Origin of the sequence: Bradyrhizobium sp. B124, assembly GCF_038967635.1 — a bacterium.
Lineage (GTDB): Bacteria > Pseudomonadota > Alphaproteobacteria > Rhizobiales > Xanthobacteraceae > Bradyrhizobium.
In genome coordinates this window covers 3,375,401-3,391,861 of record NZ_CP152413.1, presented here as the reverse complement: position 1 = coordinate 3,391,861, position 16,461 = coordinate 3,375,401, and the positions used below count along the sequence as shown (strand labels likewise).

Annotated in this window: 12 protein-coding genes and 2 tRNA genes; 7 read left to right on the top strand and 7 right to left on the bottom strand. The window is 61.7% G+C overall.

The window, feature by feature from the left end:
• Positions 1–21 precede the first annotated feature (21 nt).
• Together rpsU and AAFG13_RS16275 are read left to right on the top strand one after the other, a co-directional pair.
• Entirely contained in the window at positions 22–318 is a 297-nt protein-coding gene (gene rpsU / locus AAFG13_RS16280) for a 30S ribosomal protein S21 (RefSeq protein WP_092124744.1), read from the top strand.
• Between the two features lie 38 nt (positions 319–356).
• Entirely contained in the window at positions 357–608 is a 252-nt protein-coding gene (locus AAFG13_RS16275) for a hypothetical protein (RefSeq protein ID WP_212311477.1), read from the top strand.
• 405 nt (positions 609–1,013) lie between these two features.
• On the opposite strand, the gene AAFG13_RS16270 is transcribed toward AAFG13_RS16275, so the two are convergent.
• A complete protein-coding gene (locus AAFG13_RS16270) occupies positions 1,014–2,792 on the bottom strand; it encodes an acyl-CoA dehydrogenase (RefSeq protein WP_212311476.1) in 1,779 nt (592 codons plus the stop codon).
• Positions 2,793–3,012: 220 nt separating this feature from the next.
• Between AAFG13_RS16270 and AAFG13_RS16265 the strand changes: the two genes are divergently transcribed.
• Together AAFG13_RS16265 and AAFG13_RS16260 are read left to right on the top strand one after the other, a co-directional pair.
• Positions 3,013–3,087: transfer RNA gene (locus AAFG13_RS16265), tRNA-Gln, on the top strand.
• 493 nt (positions 3,088–3,580) lie between these two features.
• Complete coding sequence (locus AAFG13_RS16260) at positions 3,581–3,868, top strand: hypothetical protein (RefSeq protein ID WP_342712633.1); 288 nt, start codon at positions 3,581–3,583, stop codon at positions 3,866–3,868.
• A gap of 1,099 nt (positions 3,869–4,967) precedes the next feature.
• Here AAFG13_RS16260 and AAFG13_RS16255 read toward each other — a convergent pair.
• Positions 4,968–6,212 carry a HipA domain-containing protein gene (locus AAFG13_RS16255; protein ID WP_342712632.1) on the bottom strand — a complete coding sequence of 415 codons (1,245 nt, stop codon included), beginning with the start codon at positions 6,210–6,212 and terminating at the stop codon, positions 4,968–4,970.
• Positions 6,205–6,510: a helix-turn-helix transcriptional regulator gene (locus AAFG13_RS16250; RefSeq protein WP_342712631.1), complete on the bottom strand. Its 306-nt coding sequence runs from the start codon at positions 6,508–6,510 to the stop codon at positions 6,205–6,207. Before AAFG13_RS16250 ends, AAFG13_RS16255 begins: the two co-directional genes overlap by 8 nt.
• A 1,882-nt stretch (positions 6,511–8,392) precedes the next feature.
• Here AAFG13_RS16250 and AAFG13_RS16245 point away from each other — a divergent pair.
• On the top strand, positions 8,393–11,167 hold the full coding sequence (locus tag AAFG13_RS16245) for an NB-ARC domain-containing protein (protein WP_342712630.1): 2,775 nt from the start codon (positions 8,393–8,395) through the stop codon (positions 11,165–11,167).
• Between the two features lie 624 nt (positions 11,168–11,791).
• Here AAFG13_RS16245 and AAFG13_RS16240 read toward each other — a convergent pair.
• From AAFG13_RS16240 to AAFG13_RS16230, 3 genes are all read right to left on the bottom strand, one after another.
• Positions 11,792–11,866: transfer RNA gene (locus tag AAFG13_RS16240), tRNA-Val, on the bottom strand.
• Positions 11,867–11,980: 114 nt separating this feature from the next.
• Positions 11,981–13,276 (bottom strand): hypothetical protein, encoded by a 1,296-nt coding sequence (locus tag AAFG13_RS16235; RefSeq protein WP_342712629.1) that lies wholly within the window; start codon positions 13,274–13,276, stop codon positions 11,981–11,983.
• A 142-nt stretch (positions 13,277–13,418) separates the two neighbouring features.
• Positions 13,419–14,024 (bottom strand): DUF1134 domain-containing protein, encoded by a 606-nt coding sequence (locus AAFG13_RS16230; protein WP_342712628.1) that lies wholly within the window; start codon positions 14,022–14,024, stop codon positions 13,419–13,421.
• A 153-nt stretch (positions 14,025–14,177) separates the two neighbouring features.
• Here AAFG13_RS16230 and AAFG13_RS16225 point away from each other — a divergent pair, with 153 nt between their 5' ends.
• The gene (locus AAFG13_RS16225) at positions 14,178–14,642 is read left to right on the top strand and encodes a YHS domain-containing (seleno)protein (RefSeq protein WP_212319550.1); all 465 of its coding nucleotides are present in this window, start codon (positions 14,178–14,180) and stop codon (positions 14,640–14,642) included.
• Here the strand turns inward: AAFG13_RS16225 and cysQ are convergent, their stop codons facing one another.
• Positions 14,643–15,470 carry a 3'(2'),5'-bisphosphate nucleotidase CysQ gene (cysQ, locus tag AAFG13_RS16220; RefSeq protein ID WP_212319552.1) on the bottom strand — a complete coding sequence of 276 codons (828 nt, stop codon included), beginning with the start codon at positions 15,468–15,470 and terminating at the stop codon, positions 14,643–14,645. It lies immediately after the preceding gene.
• 241 nt (positions 15,471–15,711) lie between these two features.
• Between cysQ and AAFG13_RS16215 the strand changes: the two genes are divergently transcribed.
• Entirely contained in the window at positions 15,712–16,359 is a 648-nt protein-coding gene (locus AAFG13_RS16215; protein WP_212319554.1) for a histidine phosphotransferase family protein, read from the top strand.
• Positions 16,360–16,461: the final 102 nt, after the last annotated feature.

Here is a 16,461-nt window from a genome sequence, read left to right as displayed (position 1 = left end):
TCTACCGCGAGAGGTGATCCGTTGCAGGTTCTTGTCAGGGACAACAATATCGACCAGGCACTGCGCGTTCTAAAGAAGAAGATGCAGCGCGAAGGCGTCTTCAGAGAGATGAAGCGCCGCCGCTCGTTCGAAAAGCCTTCGGAAAGAAAGATTCGGGAGAAAGCCGAGGCCGCGCGGCGAGCCCGCAAGCTTGCCCGCAAGCAGGCGATACGGGACGGATTGATTGCGGCTCCGCCGAAGAAGCCCAGATTGCTGGCGCCGAAATTCCCGGCACTCAGTCAATTGGCACCGCGAACCAGCGGCCCCCGAGAGAGTTAGTCCTCCGTACCGCAATCCTGTTGGAGGGAGCGTGCAAGATGAAGCAGCGACCTTATCGAGGCGATGGATGTCTCCAGGAACGCATCTCTGACGAACTCTGTCGTCGGCGAGCCGAAGACCGGGATGTTCGATCCCAGGATGAGAAGCGACGGCAACGTGCGCAGAACCTGGCCGGCACGGCCATCAACGCCATGACAGATCATTCGGCCAGCCGGATCGATCAGTCTGCCCGCAAGCATGATCTGCTGGACGGTCCCCGGGAGTTTCGCTCGTCTCGCCGGGATCGTTGATCGGCACCCGACTTCCCTGTGCCCTCTGTTCAAGAGAGGGCGGAACGAGAATGCAAAAAGCTCGGACTAATCAGGTCGCGGGAACGCGAAGGTAGGGTCCACGGCAGCGTCACGTACTCGCCGTCGTCCTGGCGAAAGCCAGCACCCATTGCCCCAAATACGCATCGTTGCGCGACGCTGGGGCCACGATCTCGTTCACAATCAAATGCGGTGGTGATGGGTGCTGGCTTTCGCCAGGACGACAACGATGAGTCCCGCTTGCAACCTCCGCCACGGAGTATGGGTCCCTGCTTTCGCAGGGACGACAGTTGCGATGAGGCACGACGTGCACGTCAAAGGAGCGGGATGGGCCTATGGCGAGTACGGCGCTTTGGGCCTTCTCCCGCAATCGCAGCGGAAAGCGTCCTACCCCGCCAGCACCACATCCGCGCCGGTCACCGCCTCGGCGCTCTCCGTCACGGTCTTCTCCAGCGACGGCGCCTGCACCGAGATGTTCTCGGCGAAGAAGCGCGCCAGTGCGACGTAGCGCTGCGGCTCGGCCTCGCCGTTCGCTTTCGCGGCCAGCGCTTCGCTTGCGAGCATGCAGCCGCCGAGCGTGGCGCCGAACAGCCGCAAATACGGTGTCGCGCCGGCCAGCGCCTCGTTTGGCGCCGAGGCCAGCCGCTCGAGCAACCATTTGCTGGTGCGCTCGAGCGCTGCATGGGCGTCGCGCAGCTTCGTGCCTGTGGTGCCGAATGCCGGATCGTTGGAGGTCTCGACCTGCTTGATGGTGGCGGCGAGCTCGTCGAGCAGCGCCCACACCGAGGCGCCGCCATTGGCGCCGAGCTTGCGGGTGACGAGGTCGATCGACTGGATGCCGTTGGTGCCCTCATAGATCGAGGTGATGCGGGCGTCGCGGTAATGCTGCGCGGCGCCGGTCTCCTCGATGAAGCCCATGCCGCCGTGGACCTGCACGCCGAGATAGGCGACCTCGTTGCCGATGTCGGTGGAGAACGCCTTGGCGATCGGGGTCAGCAGCGCGCCGCGTGCTGCGGCGTCCGCGCGCACCTTGGCGTCCTTGGCGCGCACCGAGACGTCGAGCGCGACCGCGGTGGCGTAGCAGATCGTGCGCGCCGCAGCCGTCATGCTGCGCATTTGCATCAGCATGCGCTTGACGTCGGGATGCACGATGATCGGATCCATCCCGTCGCCCTTGTGGCCGATCACCTTGCCTTGGCGGCGCTCCTGCGCATAGGCCAACGCTTGCTGATAGGCGCGGTCGGCAATGCCGACGCCTTCGAGGCCGACGCCGAGCCGGGCCTGGTTCATCATCGTGAACATGCAGCGCATGCCCGCGTTCTCCTCGCCGATCAGAAAGCCGATCGCGCCGCCCTTGTCGCCCATGGTCATGGTGCAGGTTGGCGAGGCGTGCATGCCGAGCTTGTGCTCGACGCCGGAGGCATGGATGTCGTTGCGCTCGCCGAGCGAGCCGTCGGTATTGACCATGAATTTCGGAACCAGGAACAGCGAGATTCCCTTGGTGCCGGCGGGCGCATCGGGCAATCGTGCGAGCACGAAGTGCACGATGTTGTCGGTCATGTCGTGCTCGCCATAGGTGATGAAGATCTTGGTGCCCTTGATGCGGTAGGTGCCGTCAGGCGCGCGTTCGGCGCGGGTGCGCAGCGCGCCGACGTCGGAGCCGGCGTTGGGCTCGGTGAGCTGCATGGTGCCGGTCCATTCGCCGGTGACGAGCTTCTCGAGATAGACCTTCTTCAGCTCGGCGCTGCCATGAGCATCGAGCGCCTCGATCGCGGACAGCGTCAGCAAGGGGCAGAGGCCGAAGGCGACGTTCGATGCGCTCCAGATCTCGGTGCAGGCGGCGTTGATCGCGAGCGGCAGGCCCTGGCCGCCGAACGCTTCCGGCCCCGACACTGCGTTCCATCCCGCGGCGGTCCAGCGCTGATAGGCGTCGGGCCAGCCGGGCGCGGTCGTCACCTTGCCGTTGTCGAGCTTGATGCCGTGCTCGTCGCCGACCTTGTTCAGCGGCGCCAGCACTTCGGAGGCGAACTTGCCAGCTTCTTCCAGCACGGCAGCGGTGATGTCGCCGTCGAAATCGCCGTAGTGGCCGGCCGCCACGGCGGCAGCGAGCCCCGCGCCATGGTTGAGGGACAGCAGGATATCGTTGATCGGCGCACGGTAGGTCATGGCGTTACTCCCGACGAGGCGTTTGGAAATTGTCTTCCCATGAAACCAGCGGCCTCTCAACTGTCCGAGCGGACATCGCCCGGTCTGTTTCGGCCACCGCGGCGTCGCCCGATAATGAGGGTGCCGGCATCAACCTGCGGCTTTCCTGCCTTTTCGCGCGCCGCCCTGTTGAAATGGCGGGACTCACCCTATAGACCGGCGTGGCCTTCGATCGGCGCGTTGGGGCGTAGCCAAGCGGTAAGGCAGCGGATTTTGATTCCGCCATTCGGAGGTTCGATCCCTCCCGCCCCAGCCATTCTATCGCCTTGATTTTTCAGGTTGTTCTGCCTTTGTTTCAATCCGGCATTCTGAATGCGGTCCGCCCCCTCATTCTGAACATCTGTTGCCGCTTGGTTCGCAAGCATGTGCGCGTGGCGTTTCCGAGTCGCCGACAGCATCCGGGCTTCGGTTCGTTTGGCATACCCGGCGTAGCTCTCTCGGGTTCGGTGGGCTGATAGGGCGCGGCCTTGTCCCTCGGTCAGTTCGGCCTCCTCGAGCTCAGTCATGCCGCCGTGCCGGCAAGCGTCCAGGGTGAACTCTTCGGGTAGGCCTATCTCTTTCCGCATGCGCTGGACGATCTTCTGCATGCCGGAGAACGAGTAGGGCTTGACGACGGTCTTCTTACCCTCGTCTGAACTGCGGCGCTTGGGGACGATCTCCCGCAAGATCATCTGGACGCCGCGGCGCGTCAGCTTGGCGAGCACTGCCTCGGCCTCCTCATAGAATTTGACGATCTCTCCGGAGGGCAGTTGATCCTCCAGGGGATGGTCGATTACGGCGCCGGTCTTGTGGTGCTCGATCCGGATCGTCGGTTTCGGGCCCGTCCGGTAGTCGGTCCATTTGATGTGGCCGGCAATCACGTTCTCCGGGCGCTGCAGCCACTCGAAGCAGATAACCGCCGCAGCACCACACTCCGGCTCGCCGCGCTCCACGCAGCCGTGCGCGAACTTGTAGGCCTGTTCTCGCGTGACGGCATGCTTCACCAATTTGACCCGGGTCGCCATCGTGACACCCAGCCAAGGGTTCGGGATGTCTGATGGAAACTCGGCCGGGTGCAGCCGATGCACCACACGCCAGGCTTTGCGGCAGAGTACGACCAGCTTTTCGGCGGTGCGCAGCCGGTTGCCTTTGCGGCCCTTGACGAACGTATCGTACAGCTTGTCCGCTCCAAGCGGCGTCACAGACTTGATCGGCCGGCTGCCGACGCGGTCGCCACGCTTGGTCAACGTGTCGCAGATCTCGCGCATGTTCCATTCGTAATTCCGGCGCGATCGCGGCTTGACCTTCTCGAGGTAGGCGCGGCTCTGTCTGTATTCTCGGAAGAGCCAATCAATCGTGCCGATCCGGGGTGCAGCTTCGCTCGATATGGGGAGTCCCTTGAGGGCGTCCATCCATTCCTCGAACAGACCGTTCAGCGTCGCCGCCCGGCCCTCTGCGCCGCACGCTTTGGCGTAGTCGGTGCCCAACGGTTCGTTCGGCACCGGACAGCCCATCTTCCGATATCGCGTGGGAAGGTTGTAGTAGAACGCTGTCTTTCCGGACGCCAGTTTCTTCGGGATGACGTAGCGGGGTAGCTCCACGTTCACAAATCCGCGGCGATGTCGGTTGTGAAGGCCATTTCCCGCGGCAGAATTGCCGCGTCCAGATCGTCCCTGAGCCATAGCTGCCGGCGCCCTTCCTTTACGCGGGGCAAAGGATACTCCTTCCCGACACGCTTGAGGAAGGCCTCAGCGGTTGGTTCGCCGCAATACCCGGCTGCGACTGCAGCTGACATACGACGTGGCCAGGAACCAGCAGGAATTACGGCAAAACGTGGCATGAACCGTCGAAATCTTGAGCTACCGGAACGGCGTCCAGTTGTGTGGTGCCGATGCATCTTGCCGATCGCCGCCGACGCTCGAAACCGCGATGGCAGCGAGATCGCGCAACAAGATAGTAGATCGTATTAAAGGGATGGATTGCCGAGCCGCGTCGGGATCGCAGCAAGCGCTTATGATGAGTATTCCTTTGGCTGCGCGCCGCCAGCGAACAAAGCGCTTGTATCAAGTAGGATGGGGAGCAAACCCTTTCGAGAAACCGTACCAAAGCACTCCGGATCACGACATCTAGAAAGTTCCATCGAGGACATGAAGGTCGTTAGACAGGATGCAAGACGTTGCTCATCATGCGGACGTGGTTGTCGATTCTCTCAAGCACGGAAGCTGGCACGACGCTTCGCTCGGGCAGCTTCCACCAATGTTCGTTTACGGAAGTTACGACCTCTTCTACAGCCGTCAGTACGGCTTTCTCCGGAAGCCGCGCGCGGTTGCTGAACTTGCGCCAGACGATCGGAGTGAGCGCCTTGAATGGCTTCTCGCCACCCAAGGAAAGCGCCATTTGGTCTTTCGGAAGATATGGCACTGAGGACAGCACGTCATATACGGGCGCGAGCGCAGGGGTTAGCCCGTCACCCGGATAGATTGTCGACCAATTCTTAAGATGCATGTCGCCGTTTCCGATGAGCGCGGTAAATGCCAAGCGACGTACGAATTCAATCGCAGCGTCCATGGAGACTGCTGCGTTCAATGCACTAGCGATATCGTGGTACGAAGCTCCGTCGTATTTCCGTGAAGGCGGGAGACCGAAAATTTGAGCGAAGTCTTCAATGTGGATGCGTGCGCCTTCGGAGCCCCGGTCGAAGCGTTTGACGAGAAGCACTCGGCCGGTAGAGAGGGTATTGAACTCTTCGGGGATTCCCTCGAAAGCGGATTTCTCGACCAGCTCGCGTTCTGGCACGCTCATTCCTAGCGCCTCAGAAAGAGCCAGCATCGCAAATTCGTTTTCCGACAGGCCTATGTGATTGGTGGACGGGAATTTCGCGATGTATTGACCCTGCCCGTCGCCGATGGGCAGCGTCAGTCCTCCCTCCTTACCGGTGTTTTGCATTACGGAGAGTTTCATTTGGACGCCGGCTAGGGAGAAGCGTGCTTTGGCGGCGTCTGCGGCACCTGGAGGTGGCGACGTGACGCTTCCATCGCTCGGCAGTACGCGCACTGCACCCGGCAGATCGCCGCCGAGTGCCGTCAGCAAATCAAAATCGTTCCCCGATCGGACTTTGCCGGCGTGGTGCTTCTCCATCGCTTCGCGGAGCCTTTCTTCGGGGAGCATATTCGCGAAGAATGCGGGGAGGGCGTGTAGTGTGGGTTTGGGATCGCTGCGGAGCCCGCCGTTTGCGGACCTGAAGGATAGGCTCACGATGGGTGGCCTCGCGAGCTTTCGATATCCCGCCTCGAGGCTGAATGCGTTGAAGTCACCAGGAGTTCGGACGATCGTGCCGACCTTCAGGTCCTGCAAGAATACGTCCAGCGATTGAATTTCGTTCGGGGCACGGACTTTAGGCATGATCGTCGTCGTCAGGTTCAGTAGTGAATGCAGGGCGGTCGTCGTCTTCAGAAGGGCGGAGTAGTGCTTGCACTCCAGGCACCATCGCTTGCGGGATCAGCATCAATTCCATGCCTAACGCGCGCGCGACGTTGATAAGTGTTGTTGCGCGAGCCGCAGCTCCCCCCTTCTCGATGTCGCGATAACTGGGGCGGGAAATGCCCGCGCGCTCGGCCACCTGCTCCTGGGTCAGTTTCGACCGCCGTCTCGCATCGTGCAGGAGCTTTCCTAGATCACGAAGAGCCTCGGGAGATTTCATGGTAGGTTTTCTTATCTTTTTGCAGTTAATGACGTTCAAAGTTACCATTATTGCCAGGTGCGATCAAGGATAAGGTAAGTTTACTTACCTTGAAGTCAATAATGATATCTAAACCTATCAAAACATCTCGGCGCTGGAAGCGGTACATTGCCCCATTCGGCCGCCCTGCTATTTCGAGCGCTGGGACCGCAGGCCGCCGGTTTAGGCCTGCGGGATTCTCCATCTATTCGTACTTTATTTGTGAACTGAACCACACGAAGTCAGCGCAAACTGGCCTAAGCTCACCCTTCAGGGAGACCCGTCGAAAAGGCGCGGATCTTATCTTTGTGGTGGTGGTCGCACGATGTCCTTTGGCGTTTCGTGTTGCTCACCTCTTATCCTCAGAACGGTAATCATTGCCATCGTCGGTCAGTTCAGTGCCTCGGCCTTCGCTCAAAAGCGCCCGCCGATCGAGCGTCCTCTCGAGGAACGCGAATCCCCAGCATCAAACTAACTGCAGGGCCGTGCCGTTAGATGGAAAGCGGGACGGCACTTGTTGTTACGCCTCGTTACCTTGCGGGAGCGGGAACAAGTGGCAATGACTGGGAGTCATGCATATGGCTCCCGCGATCTGGTTGCCCCCCGACCGGGAGTTTAGTGGCGACCCTGGCGCTCCCTGCGCCGGGGTCGCTGTCAGTTAAGCAAGCCGTCGAGGAGGCGGTGATCCTGAGATGCCCGCCGGTTCACGCCTCGCGCACTTTGAGCAACTGTGGTTTGTCCCAAGATCAGGTGCGCGTGAGATGTAAGGCCGTTCACATTCGAAAAACGCGATTTGATGTAACGACCGAGCGCCGCCCAGTATCGGGAGAAACGCGATGCTATTATTCAGCAGCCATAATGGAACAAGCGCCACTGTGGTCGCTGTCCTCCTTATTATGCTCGTGTTAAGTTTTGCGCTTGTTCGCTATGTGGAATGGTCATCGAACGCTCGTTTTGCAGAGTTCACGAGCGCGACCGATGCGCCGGCAACTCAGTCGGCTCAGATTCCGCCTCTCAAGGGGCGAACGGGCTGTGGTCAGGGTAAGAGGTCTGCACCTGCGCCACTTTCTCTACTACCCGGCCAAGGCTTGGGTCAGTCTGGTGACGCGCTTTCCTCGCCGTCGACGAGCCGGTGAAAAAGTCGGCTCCCTGTTGTCACTCCGATCGGGGCAACGACTGCGCCTGATCGGGCTTGTTGCTCACGCGCTTACCAGCTGCGGCTGGCTTCACAAGCCGGACGTTCACTCAAGGGCGCGGAGCCTCCGGCTCGGCGCTTTCATCGGTATAGCAGCGGCTTTGATGGATTTTGGTTTCAGGGCTCTCCGCTTCATGGTCGCGGTTTGCTTTTTCGACTTTAGCGCCTGTGGTCGTTTGTTTGTTTCGCTCACGAATTGCCCCCCTCGAAATTCTGGCCACGGACTTGAGCCGGATTTGCGTGACGTGACGAGTCGTAACTGCATTTTGACGGCCGAACCTCCTCGTTTGTTGCGGAATTGAGACAGAACCCGCCCGCGACACGCTGGCCTCCCGCAAGGGCGGGCGCATTGCCGAATGCCTAGTCATTCAGGTCATATCTCCTGCAGCAGCCAGCCCCAGAAAAAAGAATTTGATCCACCCACAGGGGCTTGACGGCCTGCATCGGACTACGGAAGGGATGGAAGCCCGAAGGGCCGAAACCGCATACACGTTCGGTTCACGACAGCCGCCCGCGCTAGCGCGGGGACGCGATGCCGGACCTCGATTTGATGGCCCAGCGGGAGGCGTGGCGTTTGCGCGTCCCGTTACTTATCTAATCCTAGCCGAACGATCGGCGACTGCCGAAGATGGCAACGGCTCTAGACGTCCCACATAGATTGAGACGGCCATGAATGAGACGCTTCGTAATCTGTTCGTGAAACGGCTGATCGAGAACATCGAAGTGATCGCGCCGGGGCCTCGATTCGAGCGTTTTGGCGCGGTCTTCCTCGATTACTATCTGCAAATTCCGCTTGGACATCGCGGGTTGAATGCACTCGGCAGCCCGGTCGGATACACCGTGGATACGGTGTCCGATCAGGGTGACATTGCCGCTGAATATACTATCGATAAGACCTATTTCGAAGGGACGATGGATAAGGCGTGGGGCGATTTTGAGCACGCGCGAAAGAAGCATCCCAATGCGAAGCACATTTTTCTCTTGTGCACCGAAACCGCGGGACCGAAGCGGTACAGCGAGACGGTGCAGCAGGCCGGAGAATACAAGCGCCAGCACGCCGTTGATATCCATTTCTATGATGGCCGGCGTATCGCCGAGGTGATCATCGATCATCTCATGATGAATGACACGGCCATCGACCGTTTGGCCGAATTTCTGCCCATGCTCAAGCAAATCCGTGACGAACACGAGGCCAGTCACTTAGTCCCCGATCCGGGAAGCGGATATGTGCCGCGATCTGTGGTCGAGACGGCCATTACGGACCAACTGGCTCAGTCGTCCTGCGTCGTGGTGTCGGGATTCGGCGGAACGGGTAAGTCGCAGTGCGCCGCAGCTATTGCCGGCGCGCAGCGGCAACGATACGACCTTATCATCTGGCACGATGCGAGTCAGCTTGAGCGTCTCGAGCAGCTCCAGAGTTTGCCCGTAGCACGTTCCGGCGTGAGCCGAAATGTGAGCGCCCTATTGCGCACGTTGCGCTGCCTTCTCGTCCTCGACGATGTCCGTTTTGGATTTGATCGCGCGAACGTGGCGGCATTATGGGGGCCGGGATCGAAGGTCCTTATCACCACGCGACAGGTTGAACCTGGCGCGTATCAGATGCCTCCGCTTGAACAGCACGCCGCGAGCGACATGCTCGGTCTGGGCATTGGCGGAGGCTGCCCGGCTAATGTGTTTGATATCGTGTGGTCAACCGTCGGCGGCCACCCGTTGACGCTGCGGCTGATGAATGCGGCAGTCCAAGATGGGACGGCGAGCTGGCAGGATCTGGTCGAGGATTGTCGATCGGTGGCGGAACTTGTCGACGACCGTCAGGAACGCATCGCCGACCGTATTCTGAAGCGGCTAATGCCCGCGCTGAGCCATGAGCTTTCCTTGTTCGCTTGGGCCGGGCAGCCGTCTTGCGACAGGGGTTTTGCGCGTTATGCGATCCAGCCTCTCGGCTTGCGCAAGCTTCAGAACTATTGCCTCACGACCCCGGATGCGGGCGCCAGCGTGCGACTACACGATATCGTCTACGCTTGTTTGAGCTCTACGCCAGAAGTGCTCGGGGATGCACGACGAAGCGAGCTCGATGATAGTTTCGATGCGTACATCGGTTCGGTCTATCACCTCGATCTTGAGCTGGTGGCGGTTCGCCACAGCATGAAGAAAACGCTTGAGCGCCTGGTTCGAGGCGGCGATCGGCGGCCAGCTCTCCTCTACGGCCTCATTACCGCCTGGGATCCCAGCGAGGTGGACCCCGCTTTGATCGGGGATGTCGACGCCTACGTCAAAGGCTTGGACAGCGGACTACCGCCCAAACCGATCGCCGTGAGCGTCGCTCTGGAAGCGATGGAAACGCTGTATCGATACGAAAAGTCGACTGTCGGGATTGACACCGCGAAGACAAATCTGCGCGCCGAGCTGCCCATCTTCGACAAGCTGGCTGATATCGGCGGATTGGCGGAGCAGTCCGAAGTCGAAATCCAGCATCATCGCGGCAAAGCGCTGAACATTGTTGGTGATAGCGCTGAAGCCGTGAAGGTGTTCGAATCCGTGATGGCAGGGCCGAGCCCGCTGCAAGCAACACGCTTGCAACTGCTGCGCATTTACGCGAAGGGAAAACAACAGCCGGACCGCGTGCATGCGCTCGTGGAGGAGATATTGAGCGCCGCGCAACGAGATCCGCAAGATGTCGCGAGCTCGATTTTGCTCGGCAGCATTGAGTCGATGGCGGGCGCCGTGCCGTTCGACCGCCAAACACAGATTTACACCGATTATGGGGATATGATTGAGGAGCGCATATTGACAGCGGCTGCCGCCGGCGCGGAACAGGCCTACCAGGCGTTTGCGGTTGTCGGCCGCTATTGGGCTTGGAACGAGCCGGCGCGATTTAAGAGCGTGTTCAATTCGCTACCGCGCCGCTCGGTGGCGGATGCCACGCGTGATTATGATCGATCCGCCTACGGGGAAGTTCTGCTTGAGGCTGGCGGCGTGATGGACCTGTCCCCGGAAGAACGCAAGCAAGCGCTGGACGATTCGCTGAAGTTTTACGAAGCAATCGAAAAGCCTTCGCCGTTCCAATTGCGAAAGACAGGCGAGATTCTCGTCAAAGCAGAGCGATGGTCCTACGCGGAGGCTACACTCGAAGCGCTCGACGCCAAGCAGGAGCCGTGGCGCGGCTATTGGTTGGCGAAAGCAAGGCTTGGCGGTGGGAAAGCGCAGGATGCCTTGGCGGATATCAACGTCGCGGTCGCAAAGCTCGACGCTTCCAGCCAATATTGGAGCACATTCATGGCGCTGCGCCACGAGATTCGGGAAGCAACTGACGCCATCAAAGACCTCCGCGAAGCCGCCGCGACCTGCACCAACACGCGCTACAAAGCTATTCTCGAAAAGCGTCTCGCCGCTGCCGAGGCAGATAGATCAGCGCCGGAGATGGTTCGCGCCACCCGCCATTGACCGGAATGACCGCGCCGGTGACGAACGACCCAGAGCGTCTGAAGTGAGCCAGAGAACGGCTCCAGCAATGCCGGCCGGCGTTCTGGGTCAGCCCATGGGCGTTTCGGCAACAATTGCTGCCACGCGCTCATCCGGCCATGCGCCGGCGAAGCCCGTGTCTGAGATGAAGCCGGGAGCAATCGCGTTTGAGGTAATACCCCGTGGCGCTAACTCACGTGCCAGCGAATAGGTTAACCCCGTGCACCCCGGATTTCGCGGCCGAATAGGCCAGGCCTCCTCCTGGTCTGCTGCCGAGCGGCCGCGTTTGCCTCTCTCGAAGTCCAGTCAGAGGTCTCGCTCCGCGCCTGTTTGTTGGGACCATGGACGTCGCATCACAGTGCTTGGCTGGTCTACCGGCGCGCTCACCATTCCCAGGAGCCAGCTTGGAGGTTCGCGTACCGGATCCTGAGCCAAGCCAAAGACCCCCAGACCCGTCAAAGATTTCGCCGCCGATATGCTCGAGATCACGGCAGAGTGATCGTCAGCTATTTTAAAATGCTGGTGTGTGTCCCCATAGTGCCCCGGCTAGTTCGGGGCACGTTTGGAGGGAGCCAAGTCGATAACCTATTGATTTTGTGAGATTAATGGTGGACGCACAAGGGATCGAACCTTGGACCTCTCCCGTGTGAAGGGAACGCTCTCCCGCTGAGCTATGCGTCCGGGATGTGACGTGCCAATGGCCGCTGGTCGGCGGCCGGTCGAAAAGTGGCGCTTCGTCAGAGCGTGCGATTTACGAAGTGCCGGGCAGGGGTGTCAAGCCAAACCCTGCGGGAATCAGGCGCCTTGCTGGCGGGCGCGGGAGGCGTGCGACTGTAGCGCCCGGATGCGCTCGGCGAGCGTGCCGCCGCCTTCGGGCATTCCGCTGCCCGGCGGGACGCCATTGGCGGCACCGTTGGCGGGCTTGGCGGCCGCCTTGGCCGGCACGGTCGGCTCCGCGGCCAGCATCGCCTCGATCGCCGAATTGGGGCCCTCGAGCTGGATCGCGAGCTTGGCCACCTCGGCGGCGATGTCGTTGATGCGCTCGCGCAGCAGCGCGTTCTCCATCCGCTCGGTCGCCCAGGAGCTCTCGGCCTGCTGCTGGATCGCGTTGATGTCGCGCTGCAGCTTGCCGCGATCGTCGCGGGCGATGCGCAGCTGCTCCTCGACCGCCGCCTTCTCCTGGCGCAGTCTCTCGAGCACGGACGATTTGCCGCCGCTGGTCGCAGCGATCTCCTCGCGCAGTTCCTGCACGGTCCGCTCGGCGGCGGCGTTGGCCTGCTTGAGCTGGCCGTTCTCGAATTCGCGTTCGGCAAGCAGCTTGCCCTGGGTCGCAAGCCGGGTCTCGAGGTCGGTGACGCGGTTACCGAGCATCTCGGCTTCCTTGACCTGGACGATCAGCTGGCGGTCGAGATCAGTGACCCGCTGGCTCAGATTCTCGACCCGGCCGCGCGCGTCGGTGAGCTCGCGCGTTGCGGTCTCCGACTGGTTGCGCTCCTGGGCGAGGCGGGCTTCGGTTGCGGCGAACTCCCTGGCGGCATCGCCGACACGGTTCTTCAACTCCTCGACCTGGGTCCGCACCGCGACCAGTTCGATCTGGCGGCTGTCCGCCGTCATCGAGCGGTCGCTGAGCTCGGCGTTGATCTTGCCAAGCTCGCCTTGCTTGTCGGTGAGCGCCTGCTCGGCGTTGCGCAACAGCTCGGTCTTGGCGGAAAACTCTTCCTCGGTGGCGCGAAGCTGCTCCTTCATCGCCTTCTCGCGCGCCTCCAGCGCGAAGATCGCGGCGTTCTTCTCGCCGAGCTCGATCTTCATGCGGTTGATCGCATCGGTCTTCTTGCCGAGCTCGGCGAGCTGGCTCGTGGTCTTGCTCTTGAGCTGATCGACGCTCATCTCGAGCCGGCGGGCCGACATGGCGAACTCGGCGCGGAGCTGGTCCTTGTCGGCCTGGATCTCGGCCATCGACAGCGGGGTGGCCGCCTCCATGCGGCGCGTGGTCAGCCGCACCGCCCGGTTATGCACCAGCGGAACGATCATCAGGCCACACAGCATCGAGATCAGGAAACCGATCGCCGCGTACATGATCGGCTCGATCATGAAGGGTCACTCCAAAGAAAGAAGGAATTTGTTAATCACAATGCCACGGCGGGCCGGCCAAAGGCCAGCCCGTTTGCCGCGTTAACCTGAATCGCTAACCGTCCCGGAGCGCCCGGCACAATCGCCCGATCGGCGCAGGGACCTAGAACGGGTTCCAGGTCGCGCGCGGGGTGAATTTGAGATAGCCGACGCTGGCACCGAGCCGCAAGCCGATGCCGGAGCGAATCGGCACCAGCACGATGTTGTTGGCGGTCAGCGCGGTCATGCCGAAGCCGCCGACGATATAGGCCGAGCCGTCGATGCCGACGAAGCGCTGATAGATCGCCTGCGTCGAGGGCAGGTTGTAGACCAGCGTCATGGTGCGGGCGCCGTCGCCACCCCAGTCGAAGCCGACCGAAGGACCCTGCCAATAGACCCGGAGGTCGCCGGCGTTCTTGGTGTAGAGCGTGCCTTCGCCATAGCGCAGCCCGGCCACGAAAGCGCCGGAGCCTTCCTCGCCGAGCACGTAACCGTTGGGCAGGCCCCATTGGCTGACCGCGCGCTCGATCACCGAGGCGAGCCCGCGCGAGACGTTGCCGAAGAACTTGTGTCCGGCGCCGACCAGCTCGTCGGGCCCGTAAGTATACGGTGTCGGCTCACGCTGCGGCGGTGGATATTGCGGTGATGGGGGCTGCTGCGCGGACGCCCCTGCGCTCCAGCACATCAGCGCGGCAAACGCGACCGCGGCAAGGCGTGATGCGAAAGTCATTAAGAACCCCTGCTATCGAAATCCGGGCGTTGCCCTTTAACCTGATGCCAACAGGCACGGCTCTAGGTTGCGCCCGGTGTCCCCTCGACTCGGATGTTATCGGTATCAACTATGACGGCACAACGGCAGGAAAGATATGGATCGTGCCGGGGCATGGCGTTTTTCGGCCTGTTGGCGGGCATTTTGACGGCCATCGGGCCCTCTTTGCCTGTTCAGGCCACGACGACCGAGCGCGTGGTGACGAACCGCTACTCTGGTCTTGCGATCGAGGGATTCGATCCCGTCGCCTATTTCACCGATGCCGCCGCCACCCAGGGGCGGCCGGAATTCGAGGCTGCTGAAAGCGGCGTGGTCTGGCGTTTCCGTAACGAAGGCAACCGCGCCTCGTTCGTGGCGCATCCTGAAATCTATGGCCCGCAGTTCGGCGGCTATGATCCGACCGACCTGGTGCGGGGCGTGACCTGCGCGGGGAATCCGCGGTTCTGGGCCGTCGTCGGGAACAGGCTTTATCTGTTCAACCGGGAACACAGCCGCGACGCCTTCGCCGCCGATCCCGCGCGCTTCCTGAAGGAAGCCGCGGCGCGCTGGCCGGAGCTGGAAGAAAGTCTCGCGCAGTAATCACAATGCTGCGGCCGGGTCGCCCCACGCGATGAATTCCGGCACCAGAAAGTCTTCGCGGCCGAGCCCGAAATGCAATTGGCGCCCCTTCGAATCAGTCACCTTGCCGCCCGCCGCAACGACGACCGCGTGACCGGCCGCCACATCCCATTCGGACGTGGGCGAGAGGCGGGGATAGATATCGACCTCGCCCTCGGCGACACGGCCGAACTTGACGGCCGAGCCCAGCACGGCGCGGACCGCGCCGCCGCGTTCGTCGATGAAGGCTTCGGTGCGCGCATCGCCGTGTGAACGGCTGACCGCAACGGTCCAGGGCGCGCCGCGTGGCGGGCAAGGACGGCTCTTGATCGGCACCGCCTGCGAAACCGCGCCATTCTGTAGCGTCAACCGCTCGGCGCCCTTGCCAACGATGCCGCGCCAGATCAGCCCCAGCGCGGGCGCACCGACGATGCCGAGCAGCGGCACGCCGTGCGTGACCAGCGCCACATTGACGGTGAACTCGTCACGGCCGGCGACGAACTCCTTGGTGCCGTCGAGCGGATCGATCAGGAAGAAACTGTCCTTGTAGGGCGGCGTCGCCAGGTGGACGCGCTCCTCCGACAGCTGCGACACATGCGGCGTCAGCCGCGTCAGCCCTTCGACGATGATGTGGTCGGCGGCGAGATCGGCCTCGGTGACCGGCGATCCGTCGCTCTTGCCGGTGACGTTCATGGCGGATCGGTTGACCGCAAGAATCGCCTCGCCGGCCTGGATCACCAGTTCGGTCAGCGATTCGAGCAGCGTGGCGGCGGCTTCGCAGCCGATCAGGGACGGCTGTGCCTTATTCATGGGCGGGTCTCATATCCTGTTTGTGTTCCCTGAGATCATGATGCGATGACAAAGCATCGCATCATGATCTCATCTCCTTGTTTGAGCATGATCTTTTCGGAAAACCGGTTTCCACTTTTCCGGATCATGCTTTATCAGTCCCGCCGCAAGCTGGCAGCATCCGTCTGCGCGGTGTATCAAGCCCACTGGCATGCGTGATTCGCACTCCTCCCGCGGCGTGCGGCTTTCCAGGAAACAATTGATGTCTGGCACTTCGTCTCCCGGTCCCGCTCCCGATGCACTCGAGCTCGCGGCGCTGTTGTGCTCGCGGGTCTGTCACGATCTCATCAGTCCGGTCGGCGCGATCGTCAATGGGCTTGAGGTGCTTGACGACAATCCCAAGCCCGAAGATCGCGATTTCGCGCTCGATCTGATCCGCAAGAGCGCCAAGACCGCTTCGGCGCGGCTGCAGTTCTGCCGGCTGGCGTTCGGTGCCGCGGGTTCCTCCGGCGCGCAGATCGACCTCGGCGATGCCCAGAACATGGCGAAGGGGCATATCGAGGACGGCAAGGTGACGCTGACCTGGAATTTGCCGCGGCTGCTGCTGCCCAAGAACCGGGTCAAGCTGCTGTTGAACATGCTGGTCATCGCGCAGCAGACCATCCCGCGCGGCGGCACGCTCACCATCGATCCGGTCGGCGAGGGCGAGACGATGAGCTTCCGCATCCTGGCCGCGGGCCTCCATGCGCGGGTGCCGCAGAACATCGTCGACCTGCTCAATGCAAGCTCGTCGAACACGGTCGATGCGCATGCCGTGCAGCCGCATTACACGCGCCTCTTGGCCGAAGCCTGCGGGTTGAAAGTGACGCTCGCGCTCGACGGCGACAAGGTCATTATCGCAGCGTCCTGAACGCGGCCGCGCCAACATCATTAAGCAAAGGTTACGACCGGCCGCGCGATTCGATCGTGCGGCCTTATCTCTTTGTTGATCCCGTTCTTTTCCAATTACTCA